This is a genomic window from Streptomyces cinnamoneus, assembly GCF_002939475.1.
Classification (GTDB): Bacteria; Actinomycetota; Actinomycetes; order Streptomycetales; family Streptomycetaceae; genus Streptomyces; species Streptomyces cinnamoneus_A.
Map to the genome: position 1 here is coordinate 2,476,529 of NZ_PKFQ01000001.1, position 14,359 is coordinate 2,490,887.

Genomic DNA, 14,359 nt, shown 5'->3' on the forward strand with positions numbered 1-14,359 from the left:
CTCACCGCCGCCGCGCCGCCCGGTTGCGTCCGCGCGGGCCGGGCGAGAGGGCCTCGGCGAGCTCGTCGAGCGCGTCCACCAGCAGGTCCGCGCCCCGCACCGCCACGCCCTCGTCGCCCTCCCGCTCCCGCCACACCTCCAGCACCGCCCGCGGCCCGGACCAGTCCAGCGCCCGCCGTTCCCGCACCGCCGCCACGGCGTCCGGCAGCGCGGCCCGCAGGGCGCGCCCGAACTCCTCGGCGTCCGGGTTCGGCCGGGCCGTCTTGTCCGGGAGATGAGCCTCCATCAGCATGGTCACGCGCCCCATCGTCGCCAGCGCCGACTCCCCCGCCCGCTCCGAGCTGCGGGACAGCCCCCGGTGCCGCACCGGTTCCTTCTGGGCGCGGGCCGCGGCCTCCTCCCACTCCATGCGCGCGGCCCGCCCGTCGAGCAGGGCCTCGCGCACCCGGCGCGGCTTGCGCTCGGCCGGGCGGGCGTAGACCTCGACGACGGCCAGCGCGTACCCGCCGTTGGCCTGGAGCCAGTCGGCGAGCCGGTCGCGCAGCCTGGGCGTCTCCCAGGTGGGCCAGACCGCGTACGCGGCCATCGCCAGCAGCCCGCCCAGCAGGGTGAGGGCCAGCCGCGCCTGGACGGTCTGCGACCAGCCCTCGCCCGCGATGCCCAGCAGGAAGACGACGTAGGCGCCGATGCACGCGGACGCCACGATGTAGCCCGTGCGAAACAGCAGGTAGAGCATGCCGATGCTGACGACGGCCAGCGCCGCGCACACGTACACGCCGGGGTGGAAGAGCGCGCTGATCCCCGCCGCGACCCACAGGCCGACGAAGGTGCCGGCGAAGCGGGCGACGCCCCGCTGGTAGGTCTGGGCGAAGTCCGGCCGCATCACCATCACCGAGGTCATGGGGGCCCAGTAGCCGTGTCCCAGGGGCAGCGCGGTGCCCAGGACGTAGCCGGCGCAGGAGACCGCCGTCACGCGCACCGCGTGCCGTGCGACCGCCGAGGACGAGCGCGCCTCGCGCCGCAGGGCCCGCCAGGCCACGGGCACGAGCCCGGTCACGGTGGGCCGCAGCAGGTGCCGGCGCTCGGCCGGCGTCGTGGGGCGCGTGGCCTGTACGGGCTCGTCGCTGGCCTCCACCGCGTCGGCGAGCAGCGCGATCAGCCGCATCGCGGACCGGCGCGCGGGACCGGTGAGCACCGACCCCGTCTCGGGCACTTCGAGGGCGGCCACGGTCTCCGGGGGCAGCCGCACCGGCTCGCCCCGGCGGATCGCCCGCGCCACCGCGTCCAGCACGGTCGCCGCGGCGGCCAGCAGGTCGCGGACGTGGTCGCGCTCGGGGCCCTCGGCGGGTGCGCCCAGGACCGGGTCGGCGAGCGAGGCGAGCACGGGCCGGATGCGCTCGGCGACGCCGCGCGGGCCGCCCAGCTGGCGTGGGCGGTTGCGGGCCTGGCGCGGGGTCAGCTCGGCGGCGCTGCGGGCCTCCATCAGGGGCTGGGGGTCGAAGCGGGCCACGGGGTCGTGCCGGAGGCGGCGCGCGTAGTCGGCCTCGGCGGCCAGCGCGTCGGCGAGCGCGTCGCGCTGGCGGCCCCAGGGACGGATGGGGAAGGCGATGATGAGCGCGGCCTGCACGAGGCCGCCGAAGACGATGAGCGCGGCGTGTTCGGCCGCGCCGCCGACGGACGTCGGCAGGGTGACCGTGACGAGCATGACCGCGATCGTCTGGTTGGCGACGAAGCCGGACACCGGGCCCAGGGCCCACGCCATGCCCGCCAGCAGGGTCCACACCGCCAGCAGCGCGACGAAGAGGGCGTGGTCGGCTGCGGCGAGATAGCCGACGAACGTGCTGAAGCCGAGGCTGGCCGCGACGCCGAGCGCGAGCATCGGGCGCGGGCGCCAGCTGCGCTGGAACGTCGCCAGGCCGGAGGCGAAGGCGCCGAAGGCGGACGAGACGGCGAGCGTCGGGGAGCCGTGGGCCAGGAGGAGGCCGATGACGACCGCGACCCCGCACGCGCCGCGGACCGCCACCAGCGGTTCGAGCCTGGTCCGCTCGACGGTCAGCCCGGCGCGGGCGGTCTTCTTCAGCGCGGTCGCCCAGCCCATGGGGTGAGCTTACGGTGCGGATCACCCTTAACCGGGTCAAGGGGGGTGGGCGCGGGGCCGGGGCGGGGCCCCGGGCCCGCGCGCCGCGCCGTGGCGCTGTGCCCCCGGCGGGGGCGGGGTCACCGGTGGCTGGGGAACCCCAGGTCCACACCGCCGTCCGGCGCCGCGCCGGTGGCGCTCACCGGTGCTTCGGGCCAGCGGGTCGTGACGACCTTGCCGCGCGTGTAGAAGCGCACGCCGTCCCTGCCGTAGATGTGGTGGTCGCCGAAGAGCGAGTCCTTCCAGCCGCCGAAGGAGTGATAGCCGACGGGCACGGGGATGGGCACGTTCACGCCCACCATCCCCGTCTGGACCTCCAGTTGGAAGCGGCGGGCCGCGCCGCCGTCGCGGGTGAAGACGGCGCTGCCGTTGCCCCACGGCGAGGCGTTGATGAGGGCCACGCCCTCCTCGTAGGTCGCGGCGCGCAGCACGCACAGCACCGGGCCGAAGATCTCGTCGCGGTAGGCGTCGGCGCCGGGCGGCACCTTGTCCAGCAGGGACAGGCCGATCCAGTGCCCGTTCTCGTAGCCGGCGACGGTGAAGCCGGTGCCGTCCAGGACGACCTCGGCGCCCTGGGCCGCGGCGCCGCGGACGTAGGAGGCGACCTTGTCGCGGTGGGCGCGGGTGATGAGGGGGCCCATCTCCGAGGCGGGGTCGTCGCCCGGGCCGATCCTGACCCTCTCGGCGCGCTCGCGGATCCTCGCCACCAGCTCGTCGCCGGTGTCGCCCACCGCGACGACCGCGGAGATCGCCATGCAGCGTTCGCCGGCCGAGCCGTAGGCCGCCGAGACGGCGGCGTCCGCGGCCGCGTCGAGGTCGGCGTCGGGCAGGACCAGCATGTGGTTCTTGGCGCCGCCGAGGGCCTGGACGCGCTTGCCGTGGGCCGAGGCGGTGGTGTGGATGTGACGGGCGACGGGGGTGGAGCCGACGAAGGAGACCGCGGCGACGTCCGGGTGCTCCAGCAGCCGGTCGACGGCGGTCCTGTCGCCGTTGACCACGTTGAGGACGCCCTGCGGCAGCCCGGCCTCGGCGGCGAGCTCCGCCAGGCGGACCGCGGGTGAGGGGTCCTTCTCGCTGGGCTTGAGGACGAAGGTGTTGCCGCAGGCGACGGCCAGCGGGAACATCCACATCGGCACCATGGCCGGGAAGTTGAAGGGCGTGATGCCCACGACGACGCCCAGCGGCTGGCGGATCGCGGCCACGTCCACGCGGCTGGAGACCTCCGTGGACAGCTCGCCCTTGAGCTGCGTGGTGATCCCGCAGGCCAGCTCGACGATCTCCAGGCCGCGGGCGACCTCGCCGAGCGCGTCGGCGTGGACCTTGCCGTGTTCCGCCGTGATCAGCCGGGCCAGCTCGTCGCGGTGGGCGTCGAGCAGGGCGCGGTAGCGGAAGAGCACCGCGGTGCGGGCCGCCAGCGACGAGGACCCCCAGGTGGCGAACGCGGCCCTGGCGGCCGCGACGGCCGCGTCGACCTCCTCGGCGGACGCGAACGCGACCCGCGTCGTCGCGGCCCCGGTGGCCGGGTCGGTGACCTCGCCGAACCGGCCGGAGGTCCCTTCGACGGCCTTGCCGTCGATCCAGTGGTGGACGGTCTTCATGCCTGGCCTCTCTCTCACGCTCACAGGTAACGGCGGCGGGCGGCGGCGTCGCGCTCGTACTCCTCCCGGGCGGCGACGGCCGCCGGGCGGGTCGCGGTCTCGGCCACGGGCACATCCCACCACGCCTGCGCCGGGGGTGTCCCGGGCACGGGGTCGGCGGTCTCGGTCTCGACGTGGACGCAGGTGGGCCGGTCCGAGGCGCGGGCCTCGGCGAGGGCGTCGCGCAGTTCGAGGACCGTGCGGGCGCGGAGCACGGACATGCCCAGGGACGCGGCGTTGGCGGCCAGGTCCACGGGCAGCGGGTCGCCGGTGTACGTGCCGTCGGGCGCCCGGAAGCGGTACGCGGTGCCGAACCCCTCGCCCCCCACGGCCCGCGAGAGCCCGCCGATCGAGGCGTAGCCGTGGTTCTGGACCAGGATCACCTTGATGGCGATGCCCTCCTGTACGGCGGTGACCAGTTCGGTCGGCATCATCAGGTACGTGCCGTCGCCGACGAGCGCCCACACCGGCCGGTCCGGGGCGGCCAGGCGCACCCCGATGGCCGCCGGGATCTCGTAGCCCATGCAGGAGTAGCCGTATTCGAGGTGGTACTGGCGGCGGGAGCGGGCCCGCCAGAGCTTGTGCAGGTCGCCGGGGAGCGAGCCCGCCGCGTTGATCACCACGTCCTCGTCGCCGACGACGGCGTCGAGCGCGCCGACGACCTGCGCCTGGGTGGGCCGCCGGCCGTCGCCGTCGGCGCGCCAGGAGTAGGCGTAGTCGACCGCCGCCTCCCATTCGGCCTTCCCGGCGGTGTACGCCCTGACGTAGTCCTCCGCGACCCGGTGGCCCTTCAGCCCCTCCGTCAGCGCCTCCAGCCCGGCGCGGGCGTCGGCGACCAGCGGCAGGCCGGCGAGCTTGTGGGCGTCGTAGGAGGAGATGTTGAGGTTGACGAACCGCACGTCGGGCGCGGCGAAGAGGGTCGAGGACGCGGTGGTGAAGTCGCTGTAGCGGGTGCCGGCGCCGATGACGAGGTCGGCGCCCCGGGCCAGCGCGTCGGCCACGGCGGTGCCCGTGTGGCCGACGCCGCCCACGTCGGCCGGGTGGTCGTGGCGCAGCGAGCCCTTGCCCGCCTGGGTGGAGGCCACCGGGATGCCGGTGGCGTCGGCGAGGGCGCGCAGGGCGTCCTCGGCCTCGCTGTGGTGGACGCCCCCGCCGGCGATCAGCAGCGGGCGGCGGGCGGCGCGCACCGCGCTGACGGCTGCGGCCAGTTCGGCGGGGTCGGGGGCGGGGCGGCGCACGTGCCAGACGCGGTCGGTGAAGAAGTCCTCGGGCCAGTCGTACGCCTCGGCCTGGACGTCCTGGGGCAGGGCGAGGGTGACGGCCCCGGTCTCGACGGGGTCGGCGAGCACCCGCGCCGCCTGGAGGGCGGCCGGGATCAGCGCCTCGGGGCGGACGACGCGGTCGAAGTAGCGGGAGACGGGGCGCAGGCAGTCGTTGACCGAGACGTCTCCGGCACCGGGGTGTTCGAGCTGTTGCAGGACGGGGTCGGCGGGCCGGGTGGCGAAGGTGTCGCCGGGGAGGAGGAGCACGGGCAGCCGGTTGACCGTGGCGAGGGCGGCGCCGGTGACGAGGTTGGTGGCGCCGGGCCCGATGGAGGTGGTGACCGCGTGCGCGGAGAGCCGGTCGCACTGGCGGGCGTAACCCACGGCGGCGTGCACCATGGCCTGTTCGTTGCGGCCCTGGAGGTAGGGCAGCGCGTCGCCCGTCTCCAGCAGGGCCTGCCCGACGCCGGCCACGTTGCCGTGGCCGAAGATGCCCCAGCAGGCGGCGACCAGCCGCCGTCGGCGGCCGTCGCGCTCGGTGTACTGGTGGGCGAGGAACTCCACCAGGGCCTGGGCGACGGTGAGTCGGCGGGTCATCGGTCCCCTCCCGGGAGGTAGAGCGGCAGGCGCGGGTCGACAGGCTGGCCGGGCCAGGTGCCGCGGATCCAGGCGTGGTCGGGGTGGTCGCGGATGAGCCACTCGCGCTCGGCGCCGGGTCCGGCCATGACGTTGAGGTAGTACAGGGTGTGCCCGGGCGCGGCCATGGAGGGGCCGTGCCAGCCGTCGGGGATCAGCACGGCGTCGCCGGTGCGGACTTCGGCGAGCACGTCGGTGCCGCCGGGCCGCGAGGGGGACACCCGCTGGTATCCGGAGCCGGCCGGGCCGCCCGCGACCTCGAAGTAGTAGACCTCCTCCAGCTCGGACTCCTCGCCGGGACGGTGCTCGTCGTGCTTGTGCGGCGGGTAAGACGACCAGTTGCCGCCGGGGGTGAGGACTTCGACCGCGATGAGCTTGTCGCAGTCGAAGACGCCGGCGGCGGCGAAGTTGTTGACCTGGCGCGAGCAGACGCCGGTGCCGCGCAGTTCGACGGGGACGGCGGAGGCGGGCCCGTAGCGGGCCGCCAGGCGGCGCGCGCACCGGGCGCCGGTGAGCGCGAAGCGGCCGCCGGCCCGGGAGGTGAGGGTGACGTGCGCGTCGCGCGGGGCGTAGGCGAAGTCGGTGACGGCGGTGAAGACGTCCGTCCGGCCCTGGAGTACGAAGTGCCGGCCCTCGGTGTCGACCGCGCAGCCGCCGGACAGCGGGAGCACGATCCACTCGCTGTCGCCGGTGGCGAAGGTGTGGGTGCCGCCGGGCGGGAGGGTGAGCACGCGGAGGGAGGAGTGGGTCCAGCCGGCGGAGGCCGGGTCGACGGCCAGGTCGTAGGGGCCGGCGCCGGCGGTGCCGGCGGGCAGGTGGCGGCGGGGGGACGTCATGCAAGTGCCCTTCGTTCGCTGCGGTCGGGTCCGGCCCCGCCGGTCCGGGCGGCGGGGGTCGCGCGCCGTCGCGGCGGGTCGTCCTTCCCCGTCCCGTCCCTTTCCGGAACGGGCGCCCCGGGCCGGGGGCGGCCGGTGCCGGGCCTCACAGCAGCCCCACCGCCGTGTCGACGGCGGCCGCCACGTCCCCGTCGGCCGGGTAGAGCAGCGCCCGGCCCACCACCAGCCCCCGCACCGTCGGCAGGCGCAGGGCGAGCCGCCACCGTTCGTACGCCGCGTCCTGGTCGTCCCCGACGTCGCCGCCGAGCAGGACGGCGGGCAGGGTCGTCGCCCCCATCACCCGCTCCATGTCCCCGGCGTCGTCCGTGACGGGCACCTTGAGCCAGGTGTAGGCCGACGCCGAGCCGAGGCCCGAGGCGATGGTGAGGGACGTGGTGACGGCCTCGGCTCCGAGGTCGTTGAGGACCCTGCCGCCGACGCGGCGGGACATGAACGGCTCGACGAAGACCGGGAGGCGGTGGGCTGCCATGTCGTCGACGGCGCGGGCGGCGGACTCCATCGTGGTGAGCGAGCCGGGGTCGTCGTAGTCGATGCGCAGCAGCAGTTTGCCGGCGTCGAAGCCGCGTCGGGCGAGGTCCCGCGCGCGGGGCCCGGTGAAGCGGTCGTCCATCTCGAAGGAGGCGCCGAAGAGACCGCCGCGGTTCATGGAGCCCATGACGACCTTGTTCTCCAGCGCACCGAGGAGCAGCAGGTCGTCGAGGATGTCGGCGGTGGCGAGCACGCCGTCGACGCCGGGCCGGGAGAGGGCCAGGCACAGGCGCTCCAGCAGGTCGGCCCGGTTGGCCATGGCCAGGCGGCGGTCGCCGACGCCGAGCGCGCCCCGCGCCGTGTGGTCGGCGGCGACGATCATGAGCCGGCCGCTGTCGCCGATCAGGGGGCGGCGGCGGCGCCGGGCCGCGGCCTCGGCGACGGCCTCGGGGTGGTGGGTGCGCACGTTCACCAGGTCGGGGATCCGGATGGTCACGGGGAGCCCTCCAGCAGTCGCTCGACCTCGTCGCGCGTCGGCATGGCCGAGGAGCAGGCGAGCCGGGAGGCCACGAGGGCCCCGGCGGCGCCCGCGTACCGCACGGTGCGTTCCAGGTCCCAGCCGGCGAGCAGCCCGTGGCAGAGCGCGCCGCCGAAGGCGTCGCCCGCGCCGAGCCCGTTGACGACGTCCACCTCCACCGGCGGTACGGAGACGGTGGTGCCGTCGCGGTGGACGGCGAGGACGCCCTCGGGGCCCTGTTTGACGACGGCCAGTTCGACGCCGGCGGCCAGCAGGGCCCGCGCGGCGGCGTGGGGTTCGCGCTCGCCCGTGGCGACCTCGCACTCGTCGGCGTTGCCCACCGCCACGGTGGCGTGGGCGAGGGCGGCCGCGTAGTGGGGGCGGGCGGCGGCGACGGCGGCGGGGCCGCTGCGGCCGCCGGCTCCGGACGCGCCGCCCTCGCCGCCCCAGAACACCGGCCGCCAGTCGAGGTCGACGACGGTGGTCCCGCTCCCGGCCCGGGACGCGAGCGCTTCGAGCGTCGCCGTGCGGCTGGGCTCCTCGCTCAGGCCCGTGCCGGTCGTCCAGAGGATCCGGGCGGCCCGGACGGCGTCCAGGTCGAGTTCGTGGGGGTGGATCTCCAGGTCGGGGGCCTTGGGGCGGCGGTAGAAGTAGAGGGGGAAGTCGTCCGGCGGGTGGATCTCGCAGAAGGTGACGGGCGTGGGGTACGCGGCCACGGGCGTCACCCAGCGGTCGTCCACGCCGAAGTCGCGCAGCGCGTCGTGGAGGTAGCGGCCGAAGGGGTCGTCGCCGGTGCGGCTGATCAGCGCGGTGCGCCGGCCGAGCCGGGCGGCGGCGACCGCGACGTTGGCCGCGGATCCGCCGAGGAACTTCCCGAAGGTCTCCACCTGTGCCAGGGACACGCCGGTCTGGAGCGGATAGAGGTCCACCCCGAGCCGGCCCATGGCGATGAGGTCGTAAGGCCCGGTCATGCTCTCCCTCTCCCCTCCCGCTCCGGCTCCCGTCTCCCGGGAGCCGCTGAAGCAGGTCTAGCCGGGGGGCCGCCACCGTGTCAAGCATTTGTCCTTACATAAGGACGTCCCCCGGCGACTCTTGACGTTACGTCCATATGTCCGGACGAACCCTTGACACCCTTTCGGCCAGCCGTGAAGCTACGGGCAACCCAGCCCTTGGCCGGTCGACGACGACCGTCGAGAGGAGCCGCCGCATGGATGCCGCCGCCCGCCCCCCTCTGCCGCCCGCCCTGGACCGCATCCGGGTCGGCTCGGCGCCGGACTCCTGGGGCGTCTGGTTCGCCGAGGACCCGGCGCAGGTCCCGTGGCGGCGCTTCCTCGACGAGGTCGCCGAGGCGGGCTACGCGTGGATCGAGCTGGGCCCGTACGGCTACCTGCCCACCGACCCCCGCGTCCTGCGGGAGGAGACGGACCGGCGCGGGCTGAAGGTCTCGGCCGGCACCGTCTTCACCGCCCTGCACCGCGGGCCCGCCGTCTGGGAGGAGACCTGGGAGCAGGTGGCACGGGTGGCGGAGCTGACCCGGGCCATGGGCGCCGGTCACCTCGTCGTCATCCCCTCCTTCTGGCGCGACGACAAGACCGCCGAACTGCTGGAGGACCCGGAACTGACCCCCGACCAGTGGCGCCTGCTCGCCCGCGGCATGGAGCGGCTGGCCCGCGAGGTCCTGGACGCCTACGGGCTCGCCCTCGCGGTCCACCCGCACGCCGACACCCACATCGACACCGAGGCGCACGTCGAGCGCTTCCTGGACGCCACCGACCCGGACCTCGTCCACCTCTGCCTGGACACCGGGCACTACGCCTACTGCGGCGGCGACAGCGTCAAGCTCATCGAGACGTACGGCGAGCGCGTCGGCTACCTCCACCTCAAGCAGGTCGACCCGGACGTCCTCGCGGACGTCACCCGGCGCGGCACCCCCTTCGGGCCCGCCGTGCGGCAGGGCGTGATGTGCGAACCGCCCGGCGGGGTGCCGGCGCTGGAACCCGTCCTGGCCGCGGCGCAGGGGCTCGGCGTGGACCTCTTCGCCATCGTGGAGCAGGACATGTACCCCTGCCCGCCGGACAAGCCCCTCCCCATCGCCCGCCGCACCCGCGCCTTCCTGCGCTCCTGCGGCGCCTGACCAGTCCCCTCCCCCGAGGAACGAGCAATGACGCGAGACAGAACCCTCGGCGTGGCCGTGATCGGCACCGGCAGAATGGGCTCGGACCACGCCCGGCGCATCGACGAGGTCGTCAGTGGCGCCCGGGTCGCCGCCGTCGTGGACATCGACGCCGACCGGGCCGCGGCGGTGGCCGCCCGCATCGACGGCTGCACCTCCTGGACGGACCCGGCGGCCGCCATGGCCGCCGACGGCGTCGACGCCGTGCTCATCGCCTCCCCCGGCCCGGCCCACGAGGCGGCCCTGCTGGAGGCGTTCGCCCACGACCTGCCGGTGCTCTGCGAGAAGCCGCTCACCCCGGACGCCGCGTCGGCGCTGCGCGTGCTGGAGGCGGAGACCCGGCTGGGGCACCGGCGGGTGCAGGTGGGGTTCATGCGGCGCTACGACGAGGAGTACGCCCAGCTGAAGTCGCTGCTGGCGCGCGGCGACCTGGGGCGGACGCTGATGCTGCACTGCGTCCACCGCAACGCCTCGACGCCGCCCGGCTTCACCGGGCAGATGATGATCAACGACTCGGTGGTGCACGAGATCGACGTCACCCGCTGGCTGCTGGAGCAGGAGGTCACCGCGGTCACCGTCCTGCGGCCCGCCCCCTCCTCCGCGGCGCCCGAGGGGCTGAGCGATCCCCAGCTCGTGCTCCTGGAGACCTCGGGGGGCGCGGTCGTCGACGTCGAGATCTTCGTCAACTGCGGCTTCGGCTACCAGGTGCGCTGCGAGGCCGTCGGCGAGCGCGGCACGGCCCGCGTCGGAGACGCGCACGGGCTGTGCGTCGACGCCGGCGGCCGGTGGGGCGGACCGATCGCCGCGGACTTCGTCGAACGCTTCCGCGACGCCTACGACCGCCAGGTGCAGGCATGGGTGGACGCCACCCGGCGCGGCGAGGTCACCGGCCCGAGCGCCTGGGACGGCTACGCGGCCGCCGCCGCGTGCGAGGCGGGCGTGCGGGCCCAGGCCACCGGCGCGCGCACGCCCGTCACGCTCGCCGAGCGGCCCGCCCTCTACGCCCCGGAGGGGCGGTGAGCGGCGGTCTGCGGGTCGGGCTGCTCGGGGCGGGACGCATCGGGGCGTTCCACGCCGCGACCCTGACGCGCACGGACGGGGTCGGCGAGCTGGTGATCGCGGACGCCGACCCGGCCCGGGCGACGGACCTGGCCGCCGCGACCGGCGCCCGGGCGGCCGGCTCGGTGAGCGAGGTCTTCCACGCGGCGGGCGTGGACGCCGTGGTCATCGCCACGGCGACCGCGGCCCACGCCGCCCTGGTCACCCGTGCGGCCCGCGCCGGGCTGCCGGCGTTCTGCGAGAAGCCCGTCGCGCTGGACCTGGCGGGGACGGTGCGGGCCCTGCGCGAGGTCGAGGCGGCGGGCACCCTGCTCCAGATCGGTTTCCAGCGGCGCTTCGACGCCGGGTACCGGGCGGCCCGAGCGGCCCTGCGGTCCGGGGCGCTGGGCCGGGTGCACACCATCCGGTGCGTCACCTCGGACGCCGCGCCGCCGCCCGCCGCCTTCCTCCCGCAGTCGGGCGGGCTGATCCGCGACTGCATGGTCCACGACTTCGACGCGGTGCGCTGGATGACGGGGCGTGAGGTGGTGGAGGTGTACGCCCGGGGCACGGACGCGGGCGCCGCCTTCTTCCGCGAGGCCGGCGACGTGGACACCGCCGCCGCCCTGCTCACCCTCGACGACGGCACGCTCGTCACGGCGACCGCCACGCGGTACAACGGCGCCGGGTACGACGTGCGGACGGAACTGTCGGGCGAACGGGACCAGTGGGTCGTGGGGCTGACCGGCCGCACGCCCGCGACCTCGGCCGACCCGGCGGGGCCGGGGGCGCCGGTGCGGCCCTGGAGCGGCTTCCTGGAGCGGTTCGAGGACGCCTACCGCGCGGAGCTGGCGGCGTTCGTCCGGGCGGCGCGGGGCGAGGCCGGCAATCCCTGTCCCGGGGCCGAGGGGCTGCGGGCGCTGCACATCGCCGAGGCCTGCGAGGTCTCACGGCGGGAGGGCCGGCCGGTGCGGCTGGCGGAGGTCGGCTGAGGCGGGGGCGGCCCCGCCGGAGGGCCTCGCCGGGGGGCCTCGCCGGGGGGCTCGTGACACCTCCTGTCACCGCGTCACCTTCTCGTCACGGGCGTCACGGGGACGCAAGCCTTCCGTCACAGGATTCCGACAGCGAACCCCGCTTGGTCACTCTGTGTCGTTCTCCGGGAACAGGCTGGCGAACGAGAACGGCGGCGCCGCGACTTCCCCAACGGATCCCCCTCCGTGGTCGCGGCGCGGCGGAGAGGCGCGAGAGATGACCGACCGTCGACTCTGGTCCTACCGGGAGATCGCGGCGCACATCGGTGTGCAGACCGACACCGTCCGCTCGTACCGCAAGCACGGGATGCTGCCGGCCCCCGACCTCACCGAGGGAGGCAAACCGTACTGGTTCGCGGACACCATCCGGACCTGGGTGGCCCAGCGTCCGGGCAACAGACGCTCCAGAGGCTGAGGCCCCACCCCCTGGGGATACCCCCAGGGGGTACGCTGTCGCCATTCACGCCGGATCCCGGCGTGAACGAGTCGAGTCCTCCAAGGAGTACGCCCATGACCACGACCGTCTACAAGGTGACCGGCATGACCTGCGGGCACTGCGAGTCCGCGGTGAACAGCGAACTCTCGGCGCTCGCCGGGGTGACCTCGGTGCAGGCCGTCGCGGCCACCGGGCTGGTCACCGTGACCGCCGCGGCCCCGCTGGACGACGAGGCCGTCCGCGCCGCCGTCGACGAGGCCGGTTACGAACTGACCGGGCGCGCCTAACCCCGGAGGCCTTCACGGAATCCCCACAAGTAGGCCCTTGCCCTTTTACGTCCACTTATGGCAGGAGACCTAGATCACAGGCATTGGGAGGTAACCATCGTGGGGGGACGTTGGTCTAACCAGTCAGTGCTGGGTCGTCTTGGGGGACGGTACCGGCCACGCGTGGCCGGGGCACGTACCCGGGGAGCTTTGAGCGGCCCTCCCGTACGTACGCGTCCCGGCAGATCGCGTCCACCGGCTCCCGGCCGGATCCCGTGGGGGGAATCCGCGCCGGGACGAAAAGCGCCTCGCTCCGACCCGTGGGGGGATCGGAGCCGGGGCGCTTTTCACATGCCGCGCTCACGCGCACCCGCCGGCGGAGGCCGCCCGGGAGGGCGTGGGGCCGGACGCGAGGGGCGCGGACACACGAAGGCGCCCCGCACCTGCTCGGTGCGGGGCGCCTTCACGCCGTTCGGCGGCAGCGGTCCGGGATCCGGGTCAGCGCTGCTCCACCGGGACGAAGTCACGCTCGACGACGCCCGTGTAGATCTGGCGCGGACGACCGATGCGGGAGCCCGGCTCCTTGATCATCTCGTGCCACTGGGCGATCCAGCCGGGGAGCCGGCCGAGCGCGAAGAGCACGGTGAACATCTCGGACGGGAAGCCCATGGCCCGGTAGATGAGACCGGTGTAGAAGTCCACGTTCGGGTAGAGGTTGCGCGAGACGAAGTAGTCGTCGCTGAGCGCGTGCTCTTCGAGCTTGAGCGCGATGTCGAGCAGCTCGTCGGACTTGCCGAGGGCCGAGAGGACGTCGTGCGCCGCGGCCTTGATGATCTTCGCCCGGGGGTCGAAGCTCTTGTAGACCCGGTGGCCGAAGCCCATCAGGCGGACGCCGTCCTCCTTGTTCTTCACCTTGCGGATGAAGGCGTCGACGTCGCCGCCGGAGGCCTGGATGGACTCCAGCATCTCCAGCACGGCCTGGTTGGCGCCACCGTGGAGGGGCCCCCACAGGGCGTTGATACCGGCGGAGATCGACGCGAAGAGGTTGGCCTGCGAGGAGCCCACCAGGCGCACGGTCGAGGTCGAGCAGTTCTGCTCGTGGTCGGCGTGCAGGATCAGCAGCTTGTCCAGGGCGCTGACCACGACCGGGTCCAGCTCGAACTCGGCGGCGGGCACCGAGAAGGTCATGCGCAGGAAGTTCTCGACGTAGCCGAGGTCGTTGCGCGGGTAGACGATCGGGTGACCGATCGACTTCTTGAACGCGTAGGCCGCGATCGTCGGCAGCTTGGCCAGCAGCCGGATCGTGGACAGGTGGCGCTGCTTCTCGTCGAACGGGTTGTGGCTGTCCTGGTAGAAGGTCGACAGCGCGCTGACCACGGACGAGAGCATCGCCATGGGGTGGGCGTCACGGGGGAAGCCGTCGAAGAACCGCTTGACGTCCTCGTGCAGCAGCGTGTGCTGGGTGATCTCACCCTTGAAGGTCGCCAGCTCGTCGACGGTCGGCAGCTCACCGTTGATCAGCAGGAACGCGGTCTCCAGGAACGAGCTGCGCTCGGCGAGCTGCTCGATCGGGTAACCGCGGTAGCGCAGGATGCCCTGCTCACCGTCGAGGTAGGTGATGGCGGACTTATAGGCGGCGGTGTTGCCGTAGCCCGAGTCGAGGGTCACCAGACCGGTCTGGGCGCGGAGCTTACCGATGTCGAAGCCCTTGTCGCCGACGGTGCTGTCGACCACCGGGTAGGTGTATTCGCCGTCCCCGTACCGCAGTACTACAGAGTTGTCGCTCACGTCATCCCTCACCGACGTTGTGCCTCTTCTTCGAGGTGCCCTGACTTCCCCTACCTTCCCCCATTTGGACGATG

12 protein-coding genes are annotated in these 14,359 nt (G+C 74.4%); 5 read left to right on the forward strand and 7 right to left on the reverse strand.

Going from position 1 to position 14,359, the window contains the following annotated elements:
* Window position 1: 1 nt before the first annotated feature.
* The 6 genes from CYQ11_RS10525 to iolC all read right to left on the reverse strand — a co-directional run bounded on the left by CYQ11_RS10525 (window position 2) and on the right by iolC (window position 8,524).
* A complete protein-coding gene (locus CYQ11_RS10525) occupies window positions 2-2,098 on the reverse strand; it encodes an FUSC family protein (protein WP_099200447.1) in 2,097 nt (698 codons plus the stop codon).
* A gap of 119 nt (window positions 2,099-2,217) precedes the next feature.
* Window positions 2,218-3,735 carry a CoA-acylating methylmalonate-semialdehyde dehydrogenase gene (locus CYQ11_RS30880; RefSeq protein WP_099200446.1) on the reverse strand — a complete coding sequence of 506 codons (1,518 nt, stop codon included), beginning with the start codon at window positions 3,733-3,735 and terminating at the stop codon, window positions 2,218-2,220.
* Window positions 3,736-3,755: 20 nt separating this feature from the next.
* Window positions 3,756-5,633, reverse strand: a complete 1,878-nt coding sequence (iolD, locus tag CYQ11_RS30885; protein WP_099200445.1) for a 3D-(3,5/4)-trihydroxycyclohexane-1,2-dione acylhydrolase (decyclizing) — start codon at window positions 5,631-5,633, stop codon at window positions 3,756-3,758.
* The gene (gene iolB, locus CYQ11_RS10540) at window positions 5,630-6,508 is read right to left on the reverse strand and encodes a 5-deoxy-glucuronate isomerase (RefSeq protein WP_099200444.1); all 879 of its coding nucleotides are present in this window, start codon (window positions 6,506-6,508) and stop codon (window positions 5,630-5,632) included. The genes iolD and iolB overlap by 4 nt, the downstream gene beginning before the upstream one ends.
* A gap of 145 nt (window positions 6,509-6,653) precedes the next feature.
* Window positions 6,654-7,532, reverse strand: a complete 879-nt coding sequence (locus tag CYQ11_RS10545; protein WP_099200443.1) for a Cgl0159 family (beta/alpha)8-fold protein — start codon at window positions 7,530-7,532, stop codon at window positions 6,654-6,656.
* Window positions 7,529-8,524 carry a 5-dehydro-2-deoxygluconokinase gene (iolC, locus tag CYQ11_RS10550; protein WP_099200442.1) on the reverse strand — a complete coding sequence of 332 codons (996 nt, stop codon included), beginning with the start codon at window positions 8,522-8,524 and terminating at the stop codon, window positions 7,529-7,531. The genes CYQ11_RS10545 and iolC overlap by 4 nt, the downstream gene beginning before the upstream one ends.
* A gap of 236 nt (window positions 8,525-8,760) precedes the next feature.
* Between iolC and CYQ11_RS10555 the strand changes: the two genes are divergently transcribed.
* The 5 genes from CYQ11_RS10555 to CYQ11_RS10575 all read left to right on the forward strand — a co-directional run bounded on the left by CYQ11_RS10555 (window position 8,761) and on the right by CYQ11_RS10575 (window position 12,518).
* Entirely contained in the window at window positions 8,761-9,687 is a 927-nt protein-coding gene (locus tag CYQ11_RS10555; RefSeq protein WP_181143630.1) for a sugar phosphate isomerase/epimerase family protein, read from the forward strand.
* Between the two features lie 27 nt (window positions 9,688-9,714).
* Window positions 9,715-10,746 (forward strand): Gfo/Idh/MocA family protein, encoded by a 1,032-nt coding sequence (locus CYQ11_RS10560; protein WP_099200441.1) that lies wholly within the window; start codon window positions 9,715-9,717, stop codon window positions 10,744-10,746.
* A gap of 8 nt (window positions 10,747-10,754) precedes the next feature.
* Window positions 10,755-11,756, forward strand: coding sequence for a Gfo/Idh/MocA family protein (locus CYQ11_RS10565; protein ID WP_099200854.1), 1,002 nt, complete (start codon window positions 10,755-10,757; stop codon window positions 11,754-11,756).
* A gap of 256 nt (window positions 11,757-12,012) precedes the next feature.
* Window positions 12,013-12,210: a helix-turn-helix transcriptional regulator gene (locus CYQ11_RS10570; RefSeq protein WP_099200440.1), complete on the forward strand. Its 198-nt coding sequence runs from the start codon at window positions 12,013-12,015 to the stop codon at window positions 12,208-12,210.
* A gap of 95 nt (window positions 12,211-12,305) precedes the next feature.
* Entirely contained in the window at window positions 12,306-12,518 is a 213-nt protein-coding gene (locus CYQ11_RS10575; RefSeq protein WP_099200439.1) for a heavy-metal-associated domain-containing protein, read from the forward strand.
* Window positions 12,519-12,995: 477 nt separating this feature from the next.
* Here CYQ11_RS10575 and CYQ11_RS10580 read toward each other — a convergent pair whose 3' ends face one another.
* Window positions 12,996-14,285 (reverse strand): citrate synthase, encoded by a 1,290-nt coding sequence (locus CYQ11_RS10580; RefSeq protein WP_099200438.1) that lies wholly within the window; start codon window positions 14,283-14,285, stop codon window positions 12,996-12,998.
* Between the last annotated feature and the right edge of the window lie 74 nt (window positions 14,286-14,359).

What these genes read in the sequence shown, in the direction of transcription:
- CYQ11_RS10525 (WP_099200447.1), bottom strand. Translation starts at nt 2,098, where the DNA reads ATGGGCTGGGCGACCGCGCTGAAGAAGACCGCCCGCGCCGGGCTGACC.
- CYQ11_RS30880 (WP_099200446.1), bottom strand. Translation starts at nt 3,735, where the DNA reads ATGAAGACCGTCCACCACTGGATCGACGGCAAGGCCGTCGAAGGGACC.
- iolD (WP_099200445.1), bottom strand. Translation starts at nt 5,633, where the DNA reads ATGACCCGCCGACTCACCGTCGCCCAGGCCCTGGTGGAGTTCCTCGCC.
- iolB (WP_099200444.1), bottom strand. Translation starts at nt 6,508, where the DNA reads ATGACGTCCCCCCGCCGCCACCTGCCCGCCGGCACCGCCGGCGCCGGC.
- iolC (WP_099200442.1), bottom strand. Translation starts at nt 8,524, where the DNA reads ATGACCGGGCCTTACGACCTCATCGCCATGGGCCGGCTCGGGGTGGAC.
- CYQ11_RS10555 (WP_181143630.1), top strand. Translation starts at nt 8,761, where the DNA reads ATGGATGCCGCCGCCCGCCCCCCTCTGCCGCCCGCCCTGGACCGCATC.
- CYQ11_RS10560 (WP_099200441.1), top strand. Translation starts at nt 9,715, where the DNA reads ATGACGCGAGACAGAACCCTCGGCGTGGCCGTGATCGGCACCGGCAGA.
- CYQ11_RS10570 (WP_099200440.1), top strand. Translation starts at nt 12,013, where the DNA reads ATGACCGACCGTCGACTCTGGTCCTACCGGGAGATCGCGGCGCACATC.
- CYQ11_RS10575 (WP_099200439.1), top strand. Translation starts at nt 12,306, where the DNA reads ATGACCACGACCGTCTACAAGGTGACCGGCATGACCTGCGGGCACTGC.